Source organism: uncultured Solobacterium sp., assembly GCF_963517755.1.
Taxonomy (GTDB): Bacteria; Bacillota_I; Bacilli_A; order Erysipelotrichales; family Erysipelotrichaceae; genus Bulleidia.
The window spans coordinates 123217-142867 of sequence record NZ_CAUQGG010000002.1 but is presented as its reverse complement, the minus strand read 5'-3'; the positions used below and the strand labels follow the sequence as shown (position 1 = coordinate 142867).

The 19651-nt window shown below is 35.4% G+C and carries 20 protein-coding genes; 7 read left to right on the top strand and 13 right to left on the bottom strand.

All coding sequences use genetic code 11. The annotated features are described in order from the left end of the window. Positions 1-9: 9 nt before the first annotated feature. From RWM19_RS02070 to RWM19_RS02060, 3 genes are all read left to right on the top strand, one after another. Positions 10-690: a GntR family transcriptional regulator gene (locus RWM19_RS02070; protein WP_313983093.1), complete on the top strand. Its 681-nt coding sequence runs from the start codon at positions 10-12 to the stop codon at positions 688-690. A 9-nt stretch (positions 691-699) separates the two neighbouring features. Next, entirely contained in the window at positions 700-1440 is a 741-nt protein-coding gene (locus tag RWM19_RS02065) for a GntR family transcriptional regulator (RefSeq protein ID WP_294020468.1), read from the top strand. A gap of 117 nt (positions 1441-1557) precedes the next feature. Then, positions 1558-3090: an amidohydrolase family protein gene (locus tag RWM19_RS02060; RefSeq protein ID WP_313983091.1), complete on the top strand. Its 1533-nt coding sequence runs from the start codon at positions 1558-1560 to the stop codon at positions 3088-3090. A gap of 57 nt (positions 3091-3147) precedes the next feature. Here RWM19_RS02060 and gap read toward each other — a convergent pair whose 3' ends face one another. The 8 genes from gap to rapZ all read right to left on the bottom strand — a co-directional run bounded on the left by gap (position 3148) and on the right by rapZ (position 9939). Then, a complete protein-coding gene (gap, locus tag RWM19_RS02055) occupies positions 3148-4167 on the bottom strand; it encodes a type I glyceraldehyde-3-phosphate dehydrogenase (protein ID WP_294022713.1) in 1020 nt (339 codons plus the stop codon). 173 nt (positions 4168-4340) lie between these two features. Beyond that, positions 4341-4991 (bottom strand): hypothetical protein, encoded by a 651-nt coding sequence (locus RWM19_RS02050; protein WP_313983089.1) that lies wholly within the window; start codon positions 4989-4991, stop codon positions 4341-4343. Positions 4992-5066: 75 nt separating this feature from the next. Beyond that, positions 5067-5981 (bottom strand): GNAT family N-acetyltransferase, encoded by a 915-nt coding sequence (locus tag RWM19_RS02045; protein ID WP_313983087.1) that lies wholly within the window; start codon positions 5979-5981, stop codon positions 5067-5069. Further along, entirely contained in the window at positions 5978-6898 is a 921-nt protein-coding gene (locus RWM19_RS02040) for a phosphatidylglycerol lysyltransferase domain-containing protein (RefSeq protein WP_313983085.1), read from the bottom strand. The genes RWM19_RS02045 and RWM19_RS02040 overlap by 4 nt, the downstream gene beginning before the upstream one ends. A 4-nt stretch (positions 6899-6902) precedes the next feature. Further along, complete coding sequence (locus tag RWM19_RS02035) at positions 6903-7190, bottom strand: hypothetical protein (RefSeq protein WP_313983083.1); 288 nt, start codon at positions 7188-7190, stop codon at positions 6903-6905. Continuing rightward, positions 7183-8127, bottom strand: coding sequence for a DNA-binding protein WhiA (gene whiA / locus RWM19_RS02030; protein ID WP_294020461.1), 945 nt, complete (start codon positions 8125-8127; stop codon positions 7183-7185). Before whiA ends, RWM19_RS02035 begins: the two co-directional genes overlap by 8 nt. Then, a complete protein-coding gene (gene yvcK, locus RWM19_RS02025) occupies positions 8127-9077 on the bottom strand; it encodes a uridine diphosphate-N-acetylglucosamine-binding protein YvcK (protein ID WP_313983080.1) in 951 nt (316 codons plus the stop codon). The genes whiA and yvcK overlap by 1 nt, the downstream gene beginning before the upstream one ends. Then, positions 9064-9939, bottom strand: coding sequence for an RNase adapter RapZ (gene rapZ, locus RWM19_RS02020; RefSeq protein WP_313983078.1), 876 nt, complete (start codon positions 9937-9939; stop codon positions 9064-9066). Before rapZ ends, yvcK begins: the two co-directional genes overlap by 14 nt. 134 nt (positions 9940-10073) lie before the next feature. On the opposite strand from rapZ, the gene RWM19_RS02015 reads away from it, so the two are divergent. Further along, a complete protein-coding gene (locus tag RWM19_RS02015; protein WP_313983076.1) occupies positions 10074-11396 on the top strand; it encodes a glycosyltransferase family 2 protein in 1323 nt (440 codons plus the stop codon). A 59-nt stretch (positions 11397-11455) separates the two neighbouring features. Here the strand turns inward: RWM19_RS02015 and RWM19_RS02010 are convergent, their stop codons facing one another. The 4 genes from RWM19_RS02010 to hprK all read right to left on the bottom strand — a co-directional run bounded on the left by RWM19_RS02010 (position 11456) and on the right by hprK (position 15232). Beyond that, the gene (locus tag RWM19_RS02010; protein ID WP_313983074.1) at positions 11456-12034 is read right to left on the bottom strand and encodes a hypothetical protein; all 579 of its coding nucleotides are present in this window, start codon (positions 12032-12034) and stop codon (positions 11456-11458) included. 54 nt (positions 12035-12088) lie between these two features. Next, positions 12089-12685 (bottom strand): helix-turn-helix transcriptional regulator, encoded by a 597-nt coding sequence (locus RWM19_RS02005; RefSeq protein ID WP_313983072.1) that lies wholly within the window; start codon positions 12683-12685, stop codon positions 12089-12091. A 227-nt stretch (positions 12686-12912) separates the two neighbouring features. Beyond that, positions 12913-14286: a prolipoprotein diacylglyceryl transferase family protein gene (locus RWM19_RS02000; protein ID WP_294022661.1), complete on the bottom strand. Its 1374-nt coding sequence runs from the start codon at positions 14284-14286 to the stop codon at positions 12913-12915. Between the two features lies 1 nt (position 14287). Then, on the bottom strand, positions 14288-15232 hold the full coding sequence (gene hprK / locus RWM19_RS01995; protein WP_313983069.1) for an HPr(Ser) kinase/phosphatase: 945 nt from the start codon (positions 15230-15232) through the stop codon (positions 14288-14290). A gap of 347 nt (positions 15233-15579) precedes the next feature. Here hprK and RWM19_RS01990 point away from each other — a divergent pair, with 347 nt between their 5' ends. The 3 genes from RWM19_RS01990 (at position 15580) to RWM19_RS01980 (ending at position 17798) form a co-directional block, all read left to right on the top strand. Beyond that, positions 15580-17217 (top strand): hypothetical protein, encoded by a 1638-nt coding sequence (locus tag RWM19_RS01990; protein WP_294022663.1) that lies wholly within the window; start codon positions 15580-15582, stop codon positions 17215-17217. 209 nt (positions 17218-17426) lie between these two features. Beyond that, positions 17427-17591 (top strand): hypothetical protein, encoded by a 165-nt coding sequence (locus tag RWM19_RS01985; RefSeq protein WP_294022664.1) that lies wholly within the window; start codon positions 17427-17429, stop codon positions 17589-17591. 3 nt (positions 17592-17594) lie between these two features. Next, a complete protein-coding gene (locus RWM19_RS01980; protein WP_294021644.1) occupies positions 17595-17798 on the top strand; it encodes a hypothetical protein in 204 nt (67 codons plus the stop codon). Positions 17799-17878: 80 nt separating this feature from the next. Here the strand turns inward: RWM19_RS01980 and RWM19_RS01975 are convergent, their stop codons facing one another. Further along, complete coding sequence (locus RWM19_RS01975; RefSeq protein ID WP_313983065.1) at positions 17879-19615, bottom strand: ABC transporter ATP-binding protein; 1737 nt, start codon at positions 19613-19615, stop codon at positions 17879-17881. Between the last annotated feature and the right edge of the window lie 36 nt (positions 19616-19651).

Genomic DNA, 19651 nt, shown 5'->3' with positions numbered 1-19651 from the left:
TTGGATATTATGATCAGTAATGAACTTCGGCAATATATCGCTGATCACCATTTGAAATATAGAGATAAACTTCCAAGCGAACGTGAACTATGCGAATTATTCTCAATTCAGCGTTTGACCCTACGGTCTGCCATGAAAATTTTAGAAGAAATGGGAATTATTTATGTGGTACCTAAAATTGGTTATTTTGTAGCTAAACAGCGTATTACAAAAAATGTTAATACTATTCGTCTAATGTCAGAAATAATTAAAGATAATGCATCCACATACGAAACGAAATTATTGAAGTTTATTGAGATTGAAGCTGATAAGTATTTATGTCGAGAGACAAATTTACCACTTGGTACTAAGTTTTTTGAAATTAAGCGTTTACTGATTGCCGATCATGAGCCAATATGTATGGATTACTGTTTCATTCCTACAAATTTAGCACCCGAGTTGATAGATTATAAATCTTATATTGAAAATTTAAATGATATCTTAGTAGAAAAATTTAACATTAAATTCTTTAGAACCACGCAAAGAATTCGTGTTATCGAGGCAGAAAGTAGCTATCGCGATGCATTAGAACTTTCTAGTAATGCACATGTAGCATTATTATCCGGATGCATCTATGATAATCACAATCATGTTGTTGCATTTACCGAAAGCTATATGAAATATGAACGTTTTTCATTTGAATTATTTTAGGTGATATTTATGAACTACCAAATTCCTTTGTATATCCAATTAAAAAATTTAATCATCCAACGTATTAAAGATGGTGAATATTTACCAGGAGAAAAAATACCTAGTGAGCGTGAAATGTCTTCCCTCTATCATATTAACCGCATGACAGTTAAACATGCTATCAATGCTTTAATTGACGAAGGATATTTATTTCGAGTAAAAAACAATGGTACTTTTGTTACAAAAAAAATTGCAAATAAAATTTTATATTTAAATGATCATTCTACAGGTAAAAGTATCGGCCTGGGGGCTTTTATAAATAAACATGGCTTAACACTAAAAAACACTATCTTAGAAGAGGGTATCATTAAAGACCAAACTTATATTGAAAAGAAACTTAATTTAAAGCACGGTGAACAAATATATGCATTACATCGTTTGCGTAAAATTGATAATGAAAGTATTGCTCTTGAATACTGTTATCTTCCCTTCAAATATTTTGATGATATCCAAGATCATGATTTTTCAAAAGCCTCACTCTATGACTACATGAAACAAAAGGAACATTTCCCAATTTCATTTGAGCAAAAACTAACTATTCAGAAAGCCTTCCACCCAATCACTAAAATTATGGATATATCTTCTGATAGTTACATCTATAACCTTGAATATATTGGTCATGATACAAGTGGAAATGTTGTTGAGTTTACGACATCCTATATGCCATGCGATAAAGCTGAGTATGGATTCGAAACTTTTAAATCAGAATAATCTGTAATTTATTTATTTTTTATGCTATATTCAAGTCAGCATATACACTTTAAACAAATTTCTCTGCACTAAGCATATATATTTATATGCTTTTTTGGCTTTTACCCAGGAGGAGAAATGTCTATTAACAACTATATCTTAAAATCAGATCAAATTTTTTGTGCTAATCAACAAGATGTTATTAACGGCTATATTATTATTCATGACAATAGAATTCATGCTGTCGAAAAAGGTTATATTCCTTCTTCATTAGAAAATCAATATAAGGTTTATGACCTTTCCGGGAAAACTATTTTGCCTGGTTTCTTTGATGCACACACATTCTTTACCGGTTGGTCTTTGCGATACATCGGTATCGATCTTTCAAATGCAAAAACGGAAAAAGATGTTATTGAGGTTCTAAAAACATGCTATTCCCATCAAGATCATATCTTTGGTCATGGAATATCCGATAATTTTAACACCCCAAGCCCTGAAGAATTAGAAGGATTATTCCCAAATTGTCGTATTGTCCTATTTTCTACAAGTGGCGAACATTTTTGGCTAAATACAACCGCAATCAATCACTATGGATTTGATTTAACTGCAGATTGTAATGAAGTATTCTGGAAATTATTAGACGAAATACTTAAAGATAAGAATTTTATTAAACCCTTATTCAAAAAATATATGGCTATGCTAAATGCGCGCGGTATTACTTCCGTCAAAGAAATTGGGTTTGATAAATTTAGTGGCTTCCAAAATATCTTGTCTGAGCTTGAATCTGAGGAAGATTTAAATTTACGTGTACATTTTATGTCCCAACCAGTAGGCGTGAATGCAAACTTTGAATATGCTAAAAAGATGATGGCCAATTACAATTCTGATTTTATTCGGTTTTCAGGTTTTAATCGTATGACAGATGGTTCTATTTCTCAGGGAAATGGTTTATTAAAGCAACCATACGAGAATCAAAATTATAAATGTAAACTTGATATTAATTGGGAGTTAATTCAGGATGAAGTACTTGAAGCCGATAAAATTGGTACTCGATTCTCACTAAATGCTCAAGGTGATGGAGCAGTCGAAAAAGCTGTTAATATCTTTAATTTATGCAAAAAAGATAATAACGGAAAATTAGTGAATCGACATGCTATAACGGAAGCAGAATTTAGTGATCCAGTTGATTTAAAACGAATGGCAGACCTTGGTATTATTTGCGAATATTATCCACAAATTCAATCAATCACTAGCTACGATGACAAAGTCGGAATGATAAAAAAACAGATTGGCTTAGAACGTGGAAAAAATTATTGGAATCGCCGTAAGATGAAAGACTATGGTGTTCCGCTATGCTGTGGTACTGACCTCCCTCTCGTTATTGATCATATACCCGAATCTGTTTATTACTCTGTAACAGGTCTATTCCCTGAAGGTGGAAATCCCTTCAATCAGGAAAATTGCTTAACTATACCAGAGGTGCTGGAAAGTTGGACATTTGGTGGAGCATATGATTTCTACCGTGAAGATGATTTGGGATCAATTACAGTTGGAAAACTTGCAGACTTTGCAGTTATCGATGGTGATATTTTGCATACCAATCCAAAAGATTGTCGCTCATTAGATGTATACATGACAATAGTTAATGGTAAAATTGTATATCAAAAATAAAGAGATCAAAAAAATCACACCTCATAAGAAGTGTGATTTTTAGATTGCTTAGGTTAATTACTTAACGTTTGCGAAGTACTTGATTGTACGAACCATCTGAGAAGTATATGAGTTCTCATTGTCATACCAAGAAACTGTCTGTACCTGGTATGTGTCGTCATCAATCTTAGCTACCATTGTCTGTGTAGCGTCGAAGATAGAACCATGTGTTTCATCAACGATGTCAGAAGAAACGATTTCTTCTTCATTGTAGCCGAAGCTTTCAGAAGCAGCAGCCTTCATTGCAGCGTTGATAGAAGCAACAGTTACATCCTTACCCTTAACTACAGAGACTAAGAGTGTTGTTGAACCTGTAGGAACAGGAACACGCTGAGCAGCACCGATTAACTTACCATTTAACTCAGGAATTACAAGACCGATAGCCTTAGCAGCACCTGTTGAGTTAGGAACGATATTGCAAGCACCAGCACGGGAACGACGTAAGTCACCCTTACGCTGTGGTCCATCCAAGATCATCTGATCGCCTGTGTAAGCATGAACTGTTGTCATGATACCAGATTGGATTGGATATAAATCATTTAATGCCTTAGCCATTGGAGCTAAGCAGTTTGTTGTACATGAAGCAGCAGAGATAATCTTGTCTTCAGCTGTTACAACATGTTCGTTTACACCGTAAACTACTGTTGGTAAGTCGTTTCCTGCAGGAGCAGAGATAACAACCTTCTTAGCACCAGCCTTGATGTGTGCTTCAGACTTAGCTTTGCTTGTGTAGAAGCCTGTGCATTCTAGAACTACATCGATGTCTAATTGACCCCAAGGTAGGTTGCTAGCATCAGCTTCCTTATAAATTGTAATTTCCTTACCATCTACAGTGATTGTTCCCTTTTCATCATCTGCAGAGATTTCATGATCCCACTTACCGTGTGTTGTATCATGCTTTAATAAGTAAGCTAGCATGTGAGGTGTTGTTAAGTCGTTGATTGCAACAACTTCATAACCTTCAGCTACAAACATTTGTCTAAAAGCTAGACGGCCAATACGGCCAAAACCGTTAATAGCAACTCTTACATCTGTCATATTGTCTTTCAAAGACCTCCTTTTGTTGCATTTATATTATATGTTTTTATATGTTTTCGGTCAATTAAGACCATTTGAATGTAAGCGCTAACGTGATGAATTTCACTAAAAATTCTTCTAACTTTTTATATAAATTAGCACCATGTGAATTTAAAGACTTTTTATACTTATTTTCAATGGTCCTTTAATAACTTTTCAAGAATCTCTTGAATATCCGATGTACTATCCGCAATTGTTTCTTGGTTTTCATAAACGATAAGTCCCATAAGTTTATAGCCATACCAATCGTCACTAGTCAGATAAAAATTCAGTGCTTTATCTCCCTCGTCAGATAACTTCTGTACCGTTACGATTCTCCCTCCTATGGTGTACTCTTCTCTTTCCAAATCGACAGGATGTAAATTTGTAAATTGATGCGGTAAATTTTCCTTCGTGACATACAATCGAAAGGTATATCCCTTCTTATTTCGATATGAATTTACAATATATTCAAAATATTTCCCAATATACTGCTTATGTGCAAAATAATTTCTTTGAACATAAATATTTGTAATTTGTAGGTTCTCTATCCCACAATCCCAAGGAGGAACCCCTGTTTTACAACCAATGACATCACTATAATTAAATTTTAAATGAAACTCTTCTAGTTTTGTCCCTTTGATTTCTTTGATTGTATCTTGATCTGTAGAGTTAATAATTTGTTCACTAAAGTATTCTGGATATTGTGGTAATCTCAATAACGCCCCACGTACCAAAGCTCTTACAACTATAACGGATAAGATTATGATTGCAATAATCAAAAATGGATTTCGATCTCTTCTCATAACAATCACCTCAATGATATAGATTTCTGTTTTTATTTATTATATAGCACAGAAAAAGAAGGATATACACCCTTCTTATGCAAATTCATTTAGATTAAGTGGCTTGATACTTGTCGCAAATGCTTGTTCAACCGTAGAGATATCTCTACCTACAAGTTTTGAGAATAGCTTTGCGTCATTGAGTCTTGCCATTGTAGAACCGTATGTCTCAACTTTTGTCTCTGGGAATACAAGTGTTAAGTCTTCTGCTTCTGATACATGTAATTCCACAACATCCTTTTCAAATAGCGCTGCGTTACATAGTTTCATTAGGGCCGTGGAATCAAGATAGATTAGTTCTTCAATTTCTAGAACATCTCCCTTTGGCAACATTGTCGCATATCCTCTGATTTGGTCCTTGCCATTGTAGTAGGCTACAATCTTGCCACCTTGTGCGTTGATTTCCTTCTTATACTTTACAAAGTATTCTAGGTCTCTTGCATAGTAACCATTAAATCGACGGATAAATGCAGAGTATACCTTTAGTAAATCAATCGCTGTTGGTTCATAGGAACAGCCAAAGTTTGTGCTACGCTTTACATCATCTCGTGTTAAACGATAGGTAGAGCGATTGTAGATATTACGGAACCCATATGGTTCATATAGTTTCTGATCATATGCCTGAATGAGCGTAATCAGTTCAGTATGCTCGCATGCGTCTAATACAATTTCCATTAAACGCTTCATATATCCGCGCTTGCGGTATGCAGGTAATGTGCAAACACCTAAAATCATGCTAGTACGTAAAACTTTATCATTAAACATCATCGCATGTGGGGCGCGAATGATTGCCGAGACAACATGCCCCTCTTCTACGTATACAAAGCAATTTTCTGGCACAAATAGATTCTTAAAATAGTAATCGATGTAACCTTCATCCTCTTGTGGAAAACATACTTTCCAAAGATTCTTTACTTCGGTAGCTTGTTCTTTCGTTGCTTTTGTAATCATGATTCAACACCTTTCTTAATACGATACTTCTCAATAATACTGACTGGGTGATAGGACAGTTTAGCAGCTCTTAGATTTTCACGACCTGTATCATCTTCACGATTCACGAGTTCAATGCCAGGAAATTCATGACTCAACATCTCTTTCATGATGCATTGGTAAAGGCCTCTAACATCTCCATCTGCCTTCTCGATATTCTCTTGACACATACGGTCTGATAACATTGATCCAATCGCAAAAGCACGTACCTTGCCATCGATTCGAATCAAACCGCCCTTACAAGGTAATTCATCATACAAGTCTAAGATGCGGAATGTACCAATTCTCTCACTCTGTAAGAAATCATCTGGATCTTCTGATTTCCAATCCTTCAAATATCCAATACAATCATCGATATTGGTCTCATCAAGAGTTTCGTATGACCATCTACCCTCAAAGTCTTTATAGAACGCATTCAAATGATTGCGCTTTTTTTGCATCTTCTTACCAGCATAGGTACGTAAACGTTCTCCATCATAGACATAATCATCTGCCCAACTTTCATGAATGGCTGTATATTCTGGATAAAGTTTAATGACTTCATCTACCATCTCTTTTGTAAAACAGCTGAGTGTAAAGTCATGTCCATAGTGGTCAAAGATTTCCTTACCCTTTTTTATCGCTTCAGCGATATATTGTTTTTCACATAGTGGCATATACATGAAGAAACATCCTTCATGTATACCCAACAGCAATACGTACTCTTCTCTTTTATAGTAAAACAGCGGATATGTCTGTAACCACATAATCATATTAATAATATTGTGATTTGATTCTTCATATTTACAACGCTGTAAATATTCTTGAACCATAGGCCAATCCATCACTTGTAAAGTTGTAAAATCATTTTCTAATATTTCAGTGGTTACGTTTTCCATAGTCTTATTCTCCGTCTGTATGTTCCTCATATTCGACATCAATGATATCACTTTGATTTTTCTTAGGGTTTGAATATGACTGATAGAAAGTACGATCAATATCCAATTCTTCTGCAGTAGTGTTTTCCATCTGCTTATTTAATCTTCTGGCTTGTATCAGCCCATAAATCACAAATCCTACAATAGGTAATAGTAATAATAGGATAAGCCACCATAGGTAGCGGAAAATCAGTGCAACGATAACCATTAAAATAATTGTGGATACCGCTGTCTGTAGTTGTGTTCTATTCATCTTGTTTTACCTCTTTCATCGCTAGCTCATGAATCTTTACAAAGCGATGTTTCATGCCTGATTTCGATACAATTTCTCCAGTCTGACGTTCATAGATACTACACAGCTCCATTAAGGAAGCTTCTGGGTTTGCCTTACGGAGTGCGATGATATCTTGTAGTTTACGGTCTAATGTTTCTATCTTCTGATTTTCTTCTAAGATTCGAATATCATCCAGTTGTCCACTCGCAGCCGCAACCGCCTTTACTTCATTGGCTAAATCCATATTGTTCATGCGTTGAAGAGAGTTGCTAAAGTCTCTCGAGATACGAATATTTTCAAATTTCAAGACTGCTTGGTCAGCTTCGATTAAACGCAAGAAATCCGCAATTTTTTCAGCTGACTTCACATACAGAATAACTTTCTTTCTACGTGTTGTAATCTTTGCATGAATGTTAAATCGCTCTAACAGGGATACCATAAATAATGCATGTTCTTCACTGGTAGCTGTAATCTCCAAGTGATAAGATGATTTTTCTGGCGAGTTGATAGAGCCACCTGCCATAAACGCTCCTGCCAAATAGGCACGTGCATTATTGTTTGTCTGTACGATTTTTGCAAGTGGCTTATCTAGTAAACCACGTGTACTATAAATTCCTAAATCCTCCAAAATCTTTGGAGCAGCACTCATAATACGCATACCATAAATACGATTCTTGCGAAGATTCATCTTTCTTTTTACAAACAAGCTAATTTCTACGCCATATCTTTCTTTCACCAAACGATAAATCGTACGTGAAACAGCCGCATTTTCTAGACTCACTAATAAAGTCATACCACGATTAGATAAGGAAAGTGATGACGTCATTTGAATGAGTGCAGATAGTTCTGCACGTATATCATTACCCTCCATAATCTTCTGGGCTACTTCTTGTTTTACCTCTGCCGCAAATGACATTACCTCACCTCCAGCAATTCTTGAATCACTGCTTTAATTTTTTCTGGATCATGGTGAATAAATCCATTACGGAAGCTTAGTAATTTCTTTGTTACAATCTGATATGGATGGTCTTGCTTCACAAGATTGACCTTTGTACTTCCATTTACAGAATAACGTTCTAATATCTTCTCTGGTATTTCATCACACGCTACAATCACTTTATCAACTGGAGCATGGTGATATAACAACGCATCTACGTGATCTTCTACAGTATATCCATCTGTTTCACCTGGTTGTGTCATTGCATTACAGAAGTATACTAACTCTGCCTTTGTACTACATAACGCTTCTTGAATTTCTGGAATGATAACATTCGGCAAAATACTTGTATAAACAGAACCGATACCATAGATTACAAGGTCTGCATTTTGTATCGCCTCAACCGCTTCTTTACATGCATGTACTTCATCCTGATAGAACACACGTGTAATGTGGTGATTATGATTTGGGATATTCGCTTCTCCACGCACAATGACTCCATCTTCCATGCGTGCATACAAAGTGATTACATCCGTACTTGCAGGAATGATATTACCCTTTACATTTAAGATGTGACTCACTTCCTGAATGGCTGTCATAAAAGAACCAGTCTGTTGTGTAAGTGCAGTTAGGATAAGATTTCCTAGGTTGTGGCCAAGAATATCATCTTCTTTTCCATCCGGATCATCAAAGCGATAATCCATCAAGGAACTTAACATATTTTCACTTTCTGCCATACTAATCATGACATTTCGAATATCACCCATCGCAGGAATATGAAAGTTCTTACGTAACCGTCCCGTACTACCGCCATCATCGGCGACTGTAACAATTGCGTTTAAATCAATATTTGAAATGGTCTTAACACCACGACAGATTAATGACTGTCCATGTCCACCACCGATAATGACAACTTTATGCTTCTTCATGCGTTAGCCATTCCTTCTGATCACGGTGATCTAAATAACAGTTATATCTTTCCTTATATACATCATATAAGAAATTTGCGATAGTAACAGAACGATGTTGTCCACCTGTGCATCCAATCGCAACAGTAAAATGATTCTTACCTTCCTTTGTATACTGTTCAAATGCATAATCTGTAAATGCTAATAAACGCTGAATAAATTCCTGTGTCTCAGGTTTATCCATGACATAGTCATATACTTCTTTATCATTTCCTGAGAAATAACGAAGTTTCTCATCCCAGAATGGATTTGGCAAGAAACGTACATCAATCATCAAATCTGCATCGAGTGGTACACCATACTTATAACCAAAGGAAATAAAAGAAATCGAGAATGAAGGTATCTGCTTCTTAGCAAAATATGATTCTAGCTTTTTCTTAAACTCCTTTTCAGATGAGAAGGATGTATCGATTGTAATCACATTATTATCAAGATTCTGTTTGAATCTATGTCTTTCTTCTGTGATAGCTTCTTCAAGGGTATTTGCGGTATTACTTAATAATAATGGGTGAATACGTCTTGTACTCTTATATCGATTTAATAGTACGCTATCACTGGCATCGATAAAAAGTACACTAACGGACGCATTTATTCCATTTAACTTACGAGAGAAAATTGGGAAGTCTTCTGCCGATGTACTTAACGCAATATAACTATATCTTGGGTCAGTTGAGGCCTCTATCATATCCACGAACTGGTCCACGAGCACGACTGGATAGTTATCAATAATGTGATACCCCATATCCTCTAAAATACGGGTTGCTGTACTCTTGCCAGCACCGCTCATTCCACTTACAAGTATGATTCTCTTACTAACTTCCATATCCAATTACCTCGTTCCTATTTTATCATCCGAGTTTAACCTTCTCAATTTTGTGAAAGTCATAACTGTTCTTCTCATTTTATACCATTCTTATTATACTATTTATAATAGTAACGTTAATAGGAGAGTTATATATGAACACACCAATTGTTAGTATTATTGTCCCTGTATATAATGCCGCAAAACCACTCGATAGAGATAAAACTGTATTACATCGCTGTATCGATAGTATTTTGAATCAAGAATATCGCGACTACGAACTAATCATCGTAGATGATGGAAGTAAGGATGAATCCGGAAAGATTCTCGATGAATACGCCGCAAAAGATAGTCGTATCAAAGTCATCCACAAAGAAAACTCAGGTGTATCAAATACCCGTAATCTCGCAATACAAAATGCACGAGGAAAATATATACAATTCCTCGATGCGGATGATTGGATTACAACTGACGCCACTAAATCACTTGTCCGTACAATGGAAGAGTCAAAGGCAGATCTAGTTATCGCAGACTTCTATCGTGTCGTAGGAGAAAACACATCCCATAAAGGAAGAATTGACTCTGACAAAGTCCTTACAAGAGATGAATTTGCGGACTACATGATTCAAAATCCAGCGGATTATTATTACGGTGTACTTTGGAATAAGCTATATAAGAAATCCATCATTGATGCCTATCATCTCAAGATGGATGCTAGCCTTTCTTGGTCAGAGGATTTTATCTTCAACCTTGAATATCTACTCCACGTAAAACATGTCGCTCCATTACAGTTACCAATCTATTATTATGTAAAAACAGAAGGTTCTCTTGTGTCCCAAAGCCGCTTCGATATTCGTAACATCGTAGACATGAAACTATCTGTCATTAAATACTATGATAACTTCTATAAATCCATCTACGATGAGAAAGAATATACTCGCAAACGCCCAGAAATTATGAGCTTCTTAGTAGGCTTTGCGACAGATGACTCAGCCATCTCCTTCTCTACAAAGAAACTTGGAGAAGAAATCGTTCCAGTCGCAAAACTAAGTGACCATAAACAAGATGCGATACTACATAACTACTACACCACAAAACTCTTAGAGCGTTTATTACAACGTATCTCAACGGAAACAGGCTTAAGTCCCAATGAACTCATTGTCATTCATTATCTAAATTGTTTCCCACATTCAAATGTTACAAAAGATATGTCTCTATTTACAGATGTTAACCAATTACTTTTGGTGCCATTACTAGAAAAACTTGTATTTAATGAATATGTCACAAGGGAAAAGTCTAGTGATTTTGAAACATACTACTCTCTGAGCCAAAAAGCAGAATCTATCACAAAGCAACTCAATCAGTTAACGCAAGATTTCGACTCTATTCGCTTTGCAGGTATTGATCCATCAACACAAGAATTACTACAAACCACAGAAGAGACAATCTACGAAAATATTCGCAAGAAATTACTATAACCAAATATACAATGGGTTCTAACCACATATGTGATATAGAACCCATTTTTAACTGTTAATTAGTTTGTTTCTATCTCAATAAAAGACTGCTTTACTTCGGTTAGTTCTTTTAACTTTTTCTCTAAGACACTTGAATCCATTCCGTTTTGAACCGCAATTTCATAATACTTATCAAATTCAGGATGATTATTCTGTTTTACTACTGCTAGAATTTCCGCAAAGAATCCCCAAACATTGTTGTAACTTCTTGTGGAGCGATAGTCTTCTCGTTTAGGCATCCATTGTAATTTGATAAAGAATTTATATAAGATCTTACTCCAAGTTTCCGCATCATCGTCATAACAGAAAAACTTCGCTTCTAACAGGCTCCCAAAACGTCTATCCCAGAACTTTACAGTATCGGGTAAATACCAAGTATTACGAGTATCTCTACATATCATTTCAATTGCGATTTGTTCCAGTATTACACTTGGATCACCACCAGCACAGCTATAACTTCCAGCTACCATGCTTTGAGCTGCCTCTTCCTTTAATTCTTCATAGGCTGTTTTGCTATCTAGTAAAGCCATCGCAATTTTTGCACGGTCACCAAACGCTTTTCCTACACTCAACATCCGATATTTCTCAAGTTCACTCATACTTCCTCCTAGATTTCTTTCTACTCTTTTTGTGTGTTCTTATCACCTATGGAATTATCGTGTTAATTTACGATTCATATACTTAGGATTCACAAGAAAGATGTATACATTTGTATTTATGATTATCATCAATGTAGACCATAAACCTATATGTAATGTATAACCCAAAACAAACACAACAGTTTGGATTAAACAATACAATGATTCAATCTTCGTGTTCTTCGCTCTTTGTTTTAGATCTTTTTCATATCGATGATTACTTGCCATCCATATCGAACATGCAAGTAACGGGCATAATTTCATAACTGTCTCTAAGACGATTGTATTCGAATCACCCCATGGATAGATACATGCATTTAAAAAGGCAGCCTGAAAAATGATTGCAAGTCTAGTTAGATTTGCATGCAGTATTTTATTATTCTCTTTTATCTTTGGTGAATCTTCATCGCTTTCATATGAATCCATTAATAGATAGTCTGTTGTGACACCGAATAACTTACTCAGTTGAACAATATTATCTGCATCTGGTAAAGCTGTACCATTTTCCCAACGTGAAACCGCTTGGCGAGATATATTAACTTGCCCTGCTAGTTCTTCTTGAGACATTCCCTTTGACTTACGTAGGGTTCTAATCTTCTCTGAGATGTTCATTTGTGATTTTCCCCTCTCATTTACAACTTCATTCTATTATCCTTATTAGTTTACTTCCATCACAAGAACTTTATATATACGCAACATATGTTTACATTTATCTTTTAAATTTTGAGATGGCTATTCTTTATTCAAATTATATCATTTTCTATCAACCATCTTTAGGGAAAGTATAACAACACATATAAAAAACCAAGCCAGATTATTCATCCGACTTGGTACATTTTTTATAACTTTTCGTAAGTCCAACCGTGTGTCTCTTTTAAAATCTCTTTTAGTTCAGATAAATCTCCGATAATTGCATTTGGTTGTGCAGATTCTAATTCTCCAAGTTTTAACTTGTCACGTTCGTCTGCTGTTGGATCATTACGCTTTGGATAGAAACCAATCGCATAACATCCAGCTGCCTTGGCTGCTAAGATATCTGACTTACTATCACCGATGTAGATACAGTTATCATGACCTTCTTTTAATCTCTTACATGCATATAGGATACCTGCAGGAGATGGCTTTGCCTTATTGTACTGATCACGGCCAACCACCACATCGAAATAAGATAACTTAAACTGTCTTAGCCATGAATCACAAGATTCTGTTAAACGTGAAGACACAATACCTAACTTATAACCATCTTCCCACAAGTCATGTAAAACCTCTTCTGTATGTGGAAATAGTGTTACGTCATTGGACCATGAGAATGATCCTTGGTATGTACGGTATTCTTCAGCTAGCTTGGCATCATCCTGTTCAGGGAAGAATTCCTTGAAGGATGTCCGCAAAGGCTGAATGAATACCTTTCTTTGTTTATCAATCGTAAAGTTTTTTATGTTGCTGTATTTTTTGAAGAAATATCCAAAGCACAACAATACCATACGACGGCTATCCATCAGTGTTCCATCTAAATCAAATAAGATAACTGGCTTATCTAATGGGTGTGTATGTAGATAGATATAGCCAAGTAAGGCAACCACTACACTAAGACCCGCCATGATGACATCATGTGTACCACGTACATCCCACTTGAATACGGTAGCCAAGAATGAAATTAAGCCGAACCACATAAATGTAGTAGCTGCTGTTTCACCACGTCTTCTACCTTCACGGTAACGGTGAATTTCAAACCAAATAATCAAGAAACCAATAAAGTCTAGTGCGATTACAAACCATAATGTATGTGCGGATATTGCTCGACCTATTCTTGTAATCGTAATCATCAACATCGCAAGCGGTGCCGTCATATCGAGTGCACGGCGCCAACTCATATAGTGTTCGCGTGTATAAACCCATGTGCCTAACGCTACACCAATCAATCCACCGGTCGCATCATAGCCTCCGTCAGTAATCAAGAAGATGTATGGCGTATATTTCATATACTCAGAAAGATTACCTAGTACCCAGAATAAACGGCTAAAGATAAAGCCACCAGCAGCGCAGAACAAGAATAATTCAACTGCTACGATACGTTTATAACCATGTTTCTTGTTTTCTTTTAATAAGAATATAAATACTACAATTACAGCGAATAGCGCTGCCACGAGATATGTTGGAATGCGAAAATTCCCTATCTTCAATAAAGTTATATCATCGGGGAAAAATGTCATTTTATTCATCCTTTCCTACAAAACGAGAAAATCGTTCGTTGATTTCGGCAGCTCCACTATAGCCTGCCTCTTGCAATCTAAAGTTTCTAACTGCTGATTCAACCAAAATAAAGGTATTACGACCTGCACTGACTGGAATCACAATTGTCGGTACAAGAACACCAAGAATCTTTGTATAGCATTGTGTTTCATCACCAATACGGTTATATTCCGCATCTCTTTCAAATGGTACCATGCGTATAACAAGTTTTACTTCAGCACGATCTGCGACCGCAGAAGCACCGAACATCTTTTCAACGTTAATAACACCGATACCACGGATTTCTAGTAAACCCTTTGTGATTGCTGGTGCGTGTCCATAAATACTATTTTGGATATGCTGTACATCTACACGGTCATCTGAAATGAGTACCTGACCATCACGAATCAGGTCTAGAGCAGTTTCAGATTTACCCATACCGCTCTCACCAAGAATCATGACACCTAGACCATATACAGACATCAAAACACCAGACATTGTATCGATAGGTGCTAACTTTTCATCCAAGAATGTGATTAAATCCGCAGTTAAGCGGTACGTTTCTAGATTTGTACGTAACACAGGGAAGTTGTTATGTATTGCGACTTCTCTTAGTATAGGTGGAATCTCATTTCCACTCGTAATAATAATACATGGAGTTAGACCATCCATTAAGAACTGGAATCTAGCTCGCTGGTCCTCCTCACTCATCGTTCGAATAAACTCTGATTCTTTATTACCGATGATAACGATACGACGAGGTTCCGTACTCTTAAACACACCGGCAAGTTCAAATCCAGGGCGATTTAAGTCCTGAATAACTGTCCATCTATTTAAAGAAGAATCATCTCCTGTTAGTTGTTCTAACTGAAAGAAAGATACAATATCACGAATTCCTACTTTTTTCTCATAAGTTTTTTCTGACATATCGTCCTCCATCAATATTACTTATTATAACATGACTTATAAATCATGTAGATATGTTAGTTTTATACAAACATATACATCTATAACCACCAAAATCCCTCAAATAGCCCCTAATAGTAACCATGATTTACTCCTTAAACAGGTCATAGTACATTTCTTTCATATGTAGAATTTAGGTATATACTGTAACTTGTTTATTCTTTTAAATTGGTATGCGTTATGATAGTTGCGTTTTTCAACATATCTTGTGTAATGTAATCTATTTTAAATCTAAAGAAATTATTAATTTGTTATTATCAATTCGAGATTATATAATAAGTCGTTGGAAAGGTGGCTATAGTTATCTGATGAATGCATGTAAACTTTTGCGTAAATCAATATTCTATGGATTGTTATGTACTATATTTGTTGGTACATCTTTTAGTCGTCCATTATCTGTACAAGCAGAAACAATTACGGCATATACAAGTGATACTCCTAATGGGTTACCAGAAGATGCGTTTAGCGACTATTGGAAGATGGCCACCAAAACATATACCTATACACCACAAGTGGATGACTATACAACTGTACAGGGAGATCATTCATCACTTACAAGCCCAAACCAAATCAAACCATATGAATCCTTTGTGGAAAATCCAACCACTGCACTTTTTCAGAAAGTATCTGATTTTACAGTTTTAGATTCTCAAGAATATGATAGTTCTTTATTCTCTGATTATACTTTGAAATATACAACGGATGAAGATGCCGTAACAAACTATATCAACGCGCATCCGGAACTATCTACCGTCACAGACCATCGCATCTTACTACCAGTTTTTGAGTTTGATACCGATAATGATTTAGCGACTTTCCAAAATAATTTTGACACCGACCTTGCTAACGGCCTAATTCCTGCAGGCGCAGTTGGTCGTGATAATCAAGCTGTCATTGACCCAAGCCAACCACTTGGTCAATATTCACTAGAAAAGACATTGACATATGATGCTGTACATGGCTTCTATTACATCTACCAATTACATGTAGGTATCGCTGATGTGGACCGCCAAATCACTACCTTTGTGGATAGTAATGGAAATGAAACAGAAATGAATGGACTCTACACAGCACCTGCAGTATTGGGTAACGATATCCTAGACCACAAGAAAGTTTTCCACTATCTCATCCCAGAAGGAAAAGAGGGCGATGGTAATCTGGTACGCCCTGCCATACATATCACACGTACTTACTATTATTACAAGTTAGCCCATACTGCTTATGTTAGTGATGATGGCACAACCCTTAAGACAATGGATGAAGGTCTTCAACCAGCACCAGCCACAATTTCATCCTATACATATAACCATACAGACGAAGCGGCAGCCGTCCCTACTTTAGATGTAGATAAAGTAACACAACGCTTATTAAATCAACTCAAAGCACAAGATGTAACTCAACTATTCTCTGGCGCTAACGCTACGCAAGTTGGTGATATTGTCATTGAGAAAGACGCAAATAATATTCCAAGTGTTTTTGTCTTGGAACCTAGTGGACTTTCTTATAATATTTCTTATGACGAAAATGGTAATCTTCGTGTAATCGACCATGATGGAAACCCTGTCTACTACGATAACACTTACCAAGATATCTTATATACAACAGCTACAGATGATTCCTTAGCAGTTGGTGAATATCGGGTTACTTACTCGCTTTCACCTCTTATCCATGATTTATATCGCATGGATTCTGTACAACATCTCTTTGTAAATCTTGTTGTAGGTACACGCGATGATAGTCGCATGGAGAATCCTGTTGATCGAACCCATGTATATACTAGAGTTCCTACCCCAACAACACCTACTTCACCAAATACACTAGAACACACACCAAATACAGCGGACTACAGTCATACTTCACGTGATGCGTTTGTTTTAGGAATTTCTTTATTCCTTGCGGTATGTATTTCCTTGTTTAGAAACCATATTGAAAATTCTCCATGTTAGTTTTGCCATATCCAATGTGTACCCAAGTATTCTTAGAATACTTGGGTATTTTTTATCTTTTTATTGATTTTTGATAAAACGGCTCGAAAAAACAATCAATAAAACATACAATAGATAATGAATTATTTTAGAAGAGGTGAATGATTCAGTGAATAGCGTCCGTCAACATTTCAAATATTTTATTTATACTTATATTATCTTTTTTATTTATGATTCTAGAGATTCTATTAAAGAAACCTGTTGATACTTTCTTTAAGAAACATCAGATTGATGAGAAACAGATTGGCTTACGTCTCTTTCGATTTATAAAGTTATTTATTATCGTCATCATTGGCGAGCTATTCTTCAGAGCTCAGACTTTAGCAGTTGGATGAACGATGTTTAGCAGTATCTTTACAAACTTCAATCTATCCACATTTACGGAAACATTACCCTTCTTACGTTTGGATACGATTGACTGGATCATTGTGATTGTCGGAACAATCATTACATTCCTTGTGGATATCTATAAGGAATTCCACGGCTCTATCCGTAGTGCCATCGCACAAAAACCAATATGGTTACGATGGCCCTGGATATGATATTGTTGCGATGATATACGCAGAATTCTAATTGTAAATACCTTATATAAAGGATGGCAATTTTCAGCCATCCTTTATCACTATTTGTATTTTTCAGCCTGTGTATTCCACATTTGGTAGTACAGTCCTTTTGTATCCATTAGTTGGTTATGATTACCTTCCTCTATAATCATTCCATTATCCACAACTAAGATACGATCCATATCACGAATGCTTGATAGTCGATGTGCAATTACAATCGTAGTTGTAGTACTTGCCATATTATATATTAGTTTCATAACTTGCTCTTCTGCTATTGGATCTAATGCCGAACTTGGCTCGTCAAATAATAGTAATCCAAATTCACCATCCAATATACGAGCAATCGCAAGTTTTTGTATCTCACCAACTGACAATACAATTCCATTATCAGAAAATTCTTTTGTTAGTTCATTTTCATGATTTTTTAATTGTTGCATGAGGTGAACTTTATCTATAGTAAAGGATATGCCATCTTTTTGATGTTCTGAATAAATATCTAAATTTTCTTTTATAGAAAATGCATATACATTTGAGTCTTGAAATACTGTTCCAATATACTTTCTATACTCTTTGGTATCATACTTTTTGATGTCTATGCCATTTACTTTAATATACCCATCTGTTGGATCGTATAGTCTAAGTAATAATTTTATCAGTGTAGATTTACCTACACCATTTTTACCAACAATCGCAATCTTTTCTCCGGCATTAATATGAATGTTTACATTATTTAATACCGGTTTCCCTTTATCATATTCAAACTTCACATTTTGAAATGTAATTTCATATGGAATTTGTACTGTACTTCCTACACAATCCTCAATTACCGGTTTCAATTGATAAAACTCTTGGATTCGCTTTGCATAGATATCAATCTGATGAATATCTTTAACTTGATCAAATAATTCTGTTAAACAATCACTAATCTTGTTGATAGATAAGATTGCAGTTATCCAGACGGCACTGGCAAGTAACGAATTTTCTATTATACTCTTCAATAAGAAAAGCATGGACAATAACATCATAAAATGATATGCAAAGCCACTGAATACAGCCCATTTACAAAGGCTCTTTGCATAATCTTTCATATAACTTTCCTGTTGTGAGATATTTCTATCATATTGTTTTAGAATAATATCTTTTAATCTTGTTGTACGAATATCTGCACTATACTCTTTTAAATAAAATAAACGCTGTATATAAGAGAATTTTCGATTGGTATGTACAACTTTCTTCTGCCTTTCAATATAGTACTCATTATATTTAAAATATCCATATGTTCTTAATATTGTCCCAATTAGAATTAAAACCAAGATAATAGGATTAATTGTAAATAAAAGTACTGCTAAGGATAGTATTTGCCCTATTGACGCAATACATCTGGTTAGTACCGAGAATGCTTTACTCGATTGTTCTGCAGTATGTTCTATTGCCCAGGTATAGTTTTCATAAAACTCTGACTTATCTAAATGACAATAATCTACTTTCGCAGAAAATTCATAAATTTCTCTATTGATATGCGCCTCTACAAGGGCTTCTGATACATCTTTAAAATAAATATTATATAAATCTTCAATTGCTGGAATCAAAAAATCAATTAGCTGAAATCCAATAATACCAATAATAATTTTTACAGCAGGACTCTTTGTATCGATAGAAGAAATAATAAATTCAGGAAAGATAACATCACAAAAATTTAGAAAAGGCACTAATATTCCAAAGAATACTAGCGAAAAAACAAAATATTTTTTTGCATATCTTATATAAGGTTTTAATAACCATAGCCAATTTTTCATGTAATAACTCTTTGGCATTGATGTGCCAATCCTTAT

Coding starts and splice junctions, on each gene's coding strand:
- hprK (WP_313983069.1), bottom strand. CDS start 15,232: ATGTCAGAAAAAACTTATGAGAAAAAAGTAGGAATTCGTGATATTGTA.
- RWM19_RS02070 (WP_313983093.1), top strand. CDS start 10: ATGATCAGTAATGAACTTCGGCAATATATCGCTGATCACCATTTGAAA.
- RWM19_RS02010 (WP_313983074.1), bottom strand. CDS start 12,034: ATGAGTGAACTTGAGAAATATCGGATGTTGAGTGTAGGAAAAGCGTTT.
- RWM19_RS02040 (WP_313983085.1), bottom strand. CDS start 6,898: ATGGAAAACGTAACCACTGAAATATTAGAAAATGATTTTACAACTTTA.
- RWM19_RS02065 (WP_294020468.1), top strand. CDS start 700: ATGAACTACCAAATTCCTTTGTATATCCAATTAAAAAATTTAATCATC.
- RWM19_RS02005 (WP_313983072.1), bottom strand. CDS start 12,685: ATGAACATCTCAGAGAAGATTAGAACCCTACGTAAGTCAAAGGGAATG.
- RWM19_RS02050 (WP_313983089.1), bottom strand. CDS start 4,991: ATGAGAAGAGATCGAAATCCATTTTTGATTATTGCAATCATAATCTTA.
- yvcK (WP_313983080.1), bottom strand. CDS start 9,077: ATGAAGAAGCATAAAGTTGTCATTATCGGTGGTGGACATGGACAGTCA.
- RWM19_RS01975 (WP_313983065.1), bottom strand. CDS start 19,615: ATGAAAAATTGGCTATGGTTATTAAAACCTTATATAAGATATGCAAAA.
- RWM19_RS02015 (WP_313983076.1), top strand. CDS start 10,074: ATGAACACACCAATTGTTAGTATTATTGTCCCTGTATATAATGCCGCA.
- whiA (WP_294020461.1), bottom strand. CDS start 8,127: ATGTCATTTGCGGCAGAGGTAAAACAAGAAGTAGCCCAGAAGATTATG.
- RWM19_RS02060 (WP_313983091.1), top strand. CDS start 1,558: ATGTCTATTAACAACTATATCTTAAAATCAGATCAAATTTTTTGTGCT.
- RWM19_RS02035 (WP_313983083.1), bottom strand. CDS start 7,190: ATGAATAGAACACAACTACAGACAGCGGTATCCACAATTATTTTAATG.
- RWM19_RS01985 (WP_294022664.1), top strand. CDS start 17,427: ATGATTCTAGAGATTCTATTAAAGAAACCTGTTGATACTTTCTTTAAG.
- rapZ (WP_313983078.1), bottom strand. CDS start 9,939: ATGGAAGTTAGTAAGAGAATCATACTTGTAAGTGGAATGAGCGGTGCT.
- RWM19_RS01990 (WP_294022663.1), top strand. CDS start 15,580: ATGAATGCATGTAAACTTTTGCGTAAATCAATATTCTATGGATTGTTA.
- RWM19_RS02045 (WP_313983087.1), bottom strand. CDS start 5,981: ATGATTACAAAAGCAACGAAAGAACAAGCTACCGAAGTAAAGAATCTT.
- gap (WP_294022713.1), bottom strand. CDS start 4,167: ATGACAGATGTAAGAGTTGCTATTAACGGTTTTGGCCGTATTGGCCGT.
- RWM19_RS02000 (WP_294022661.1), bottom strand. CDS start 14,286: ATGACATTTTTCCCCGATGATATAACTTTATTGAAGATAGGGAATTTT.
- RWM19_RS01980 (WP_294021644.1), top strand. CDS start 17,595: ATGTTTAGCAGTATCTTTACAAACTTCAATCTATCCACATTTACGGAA.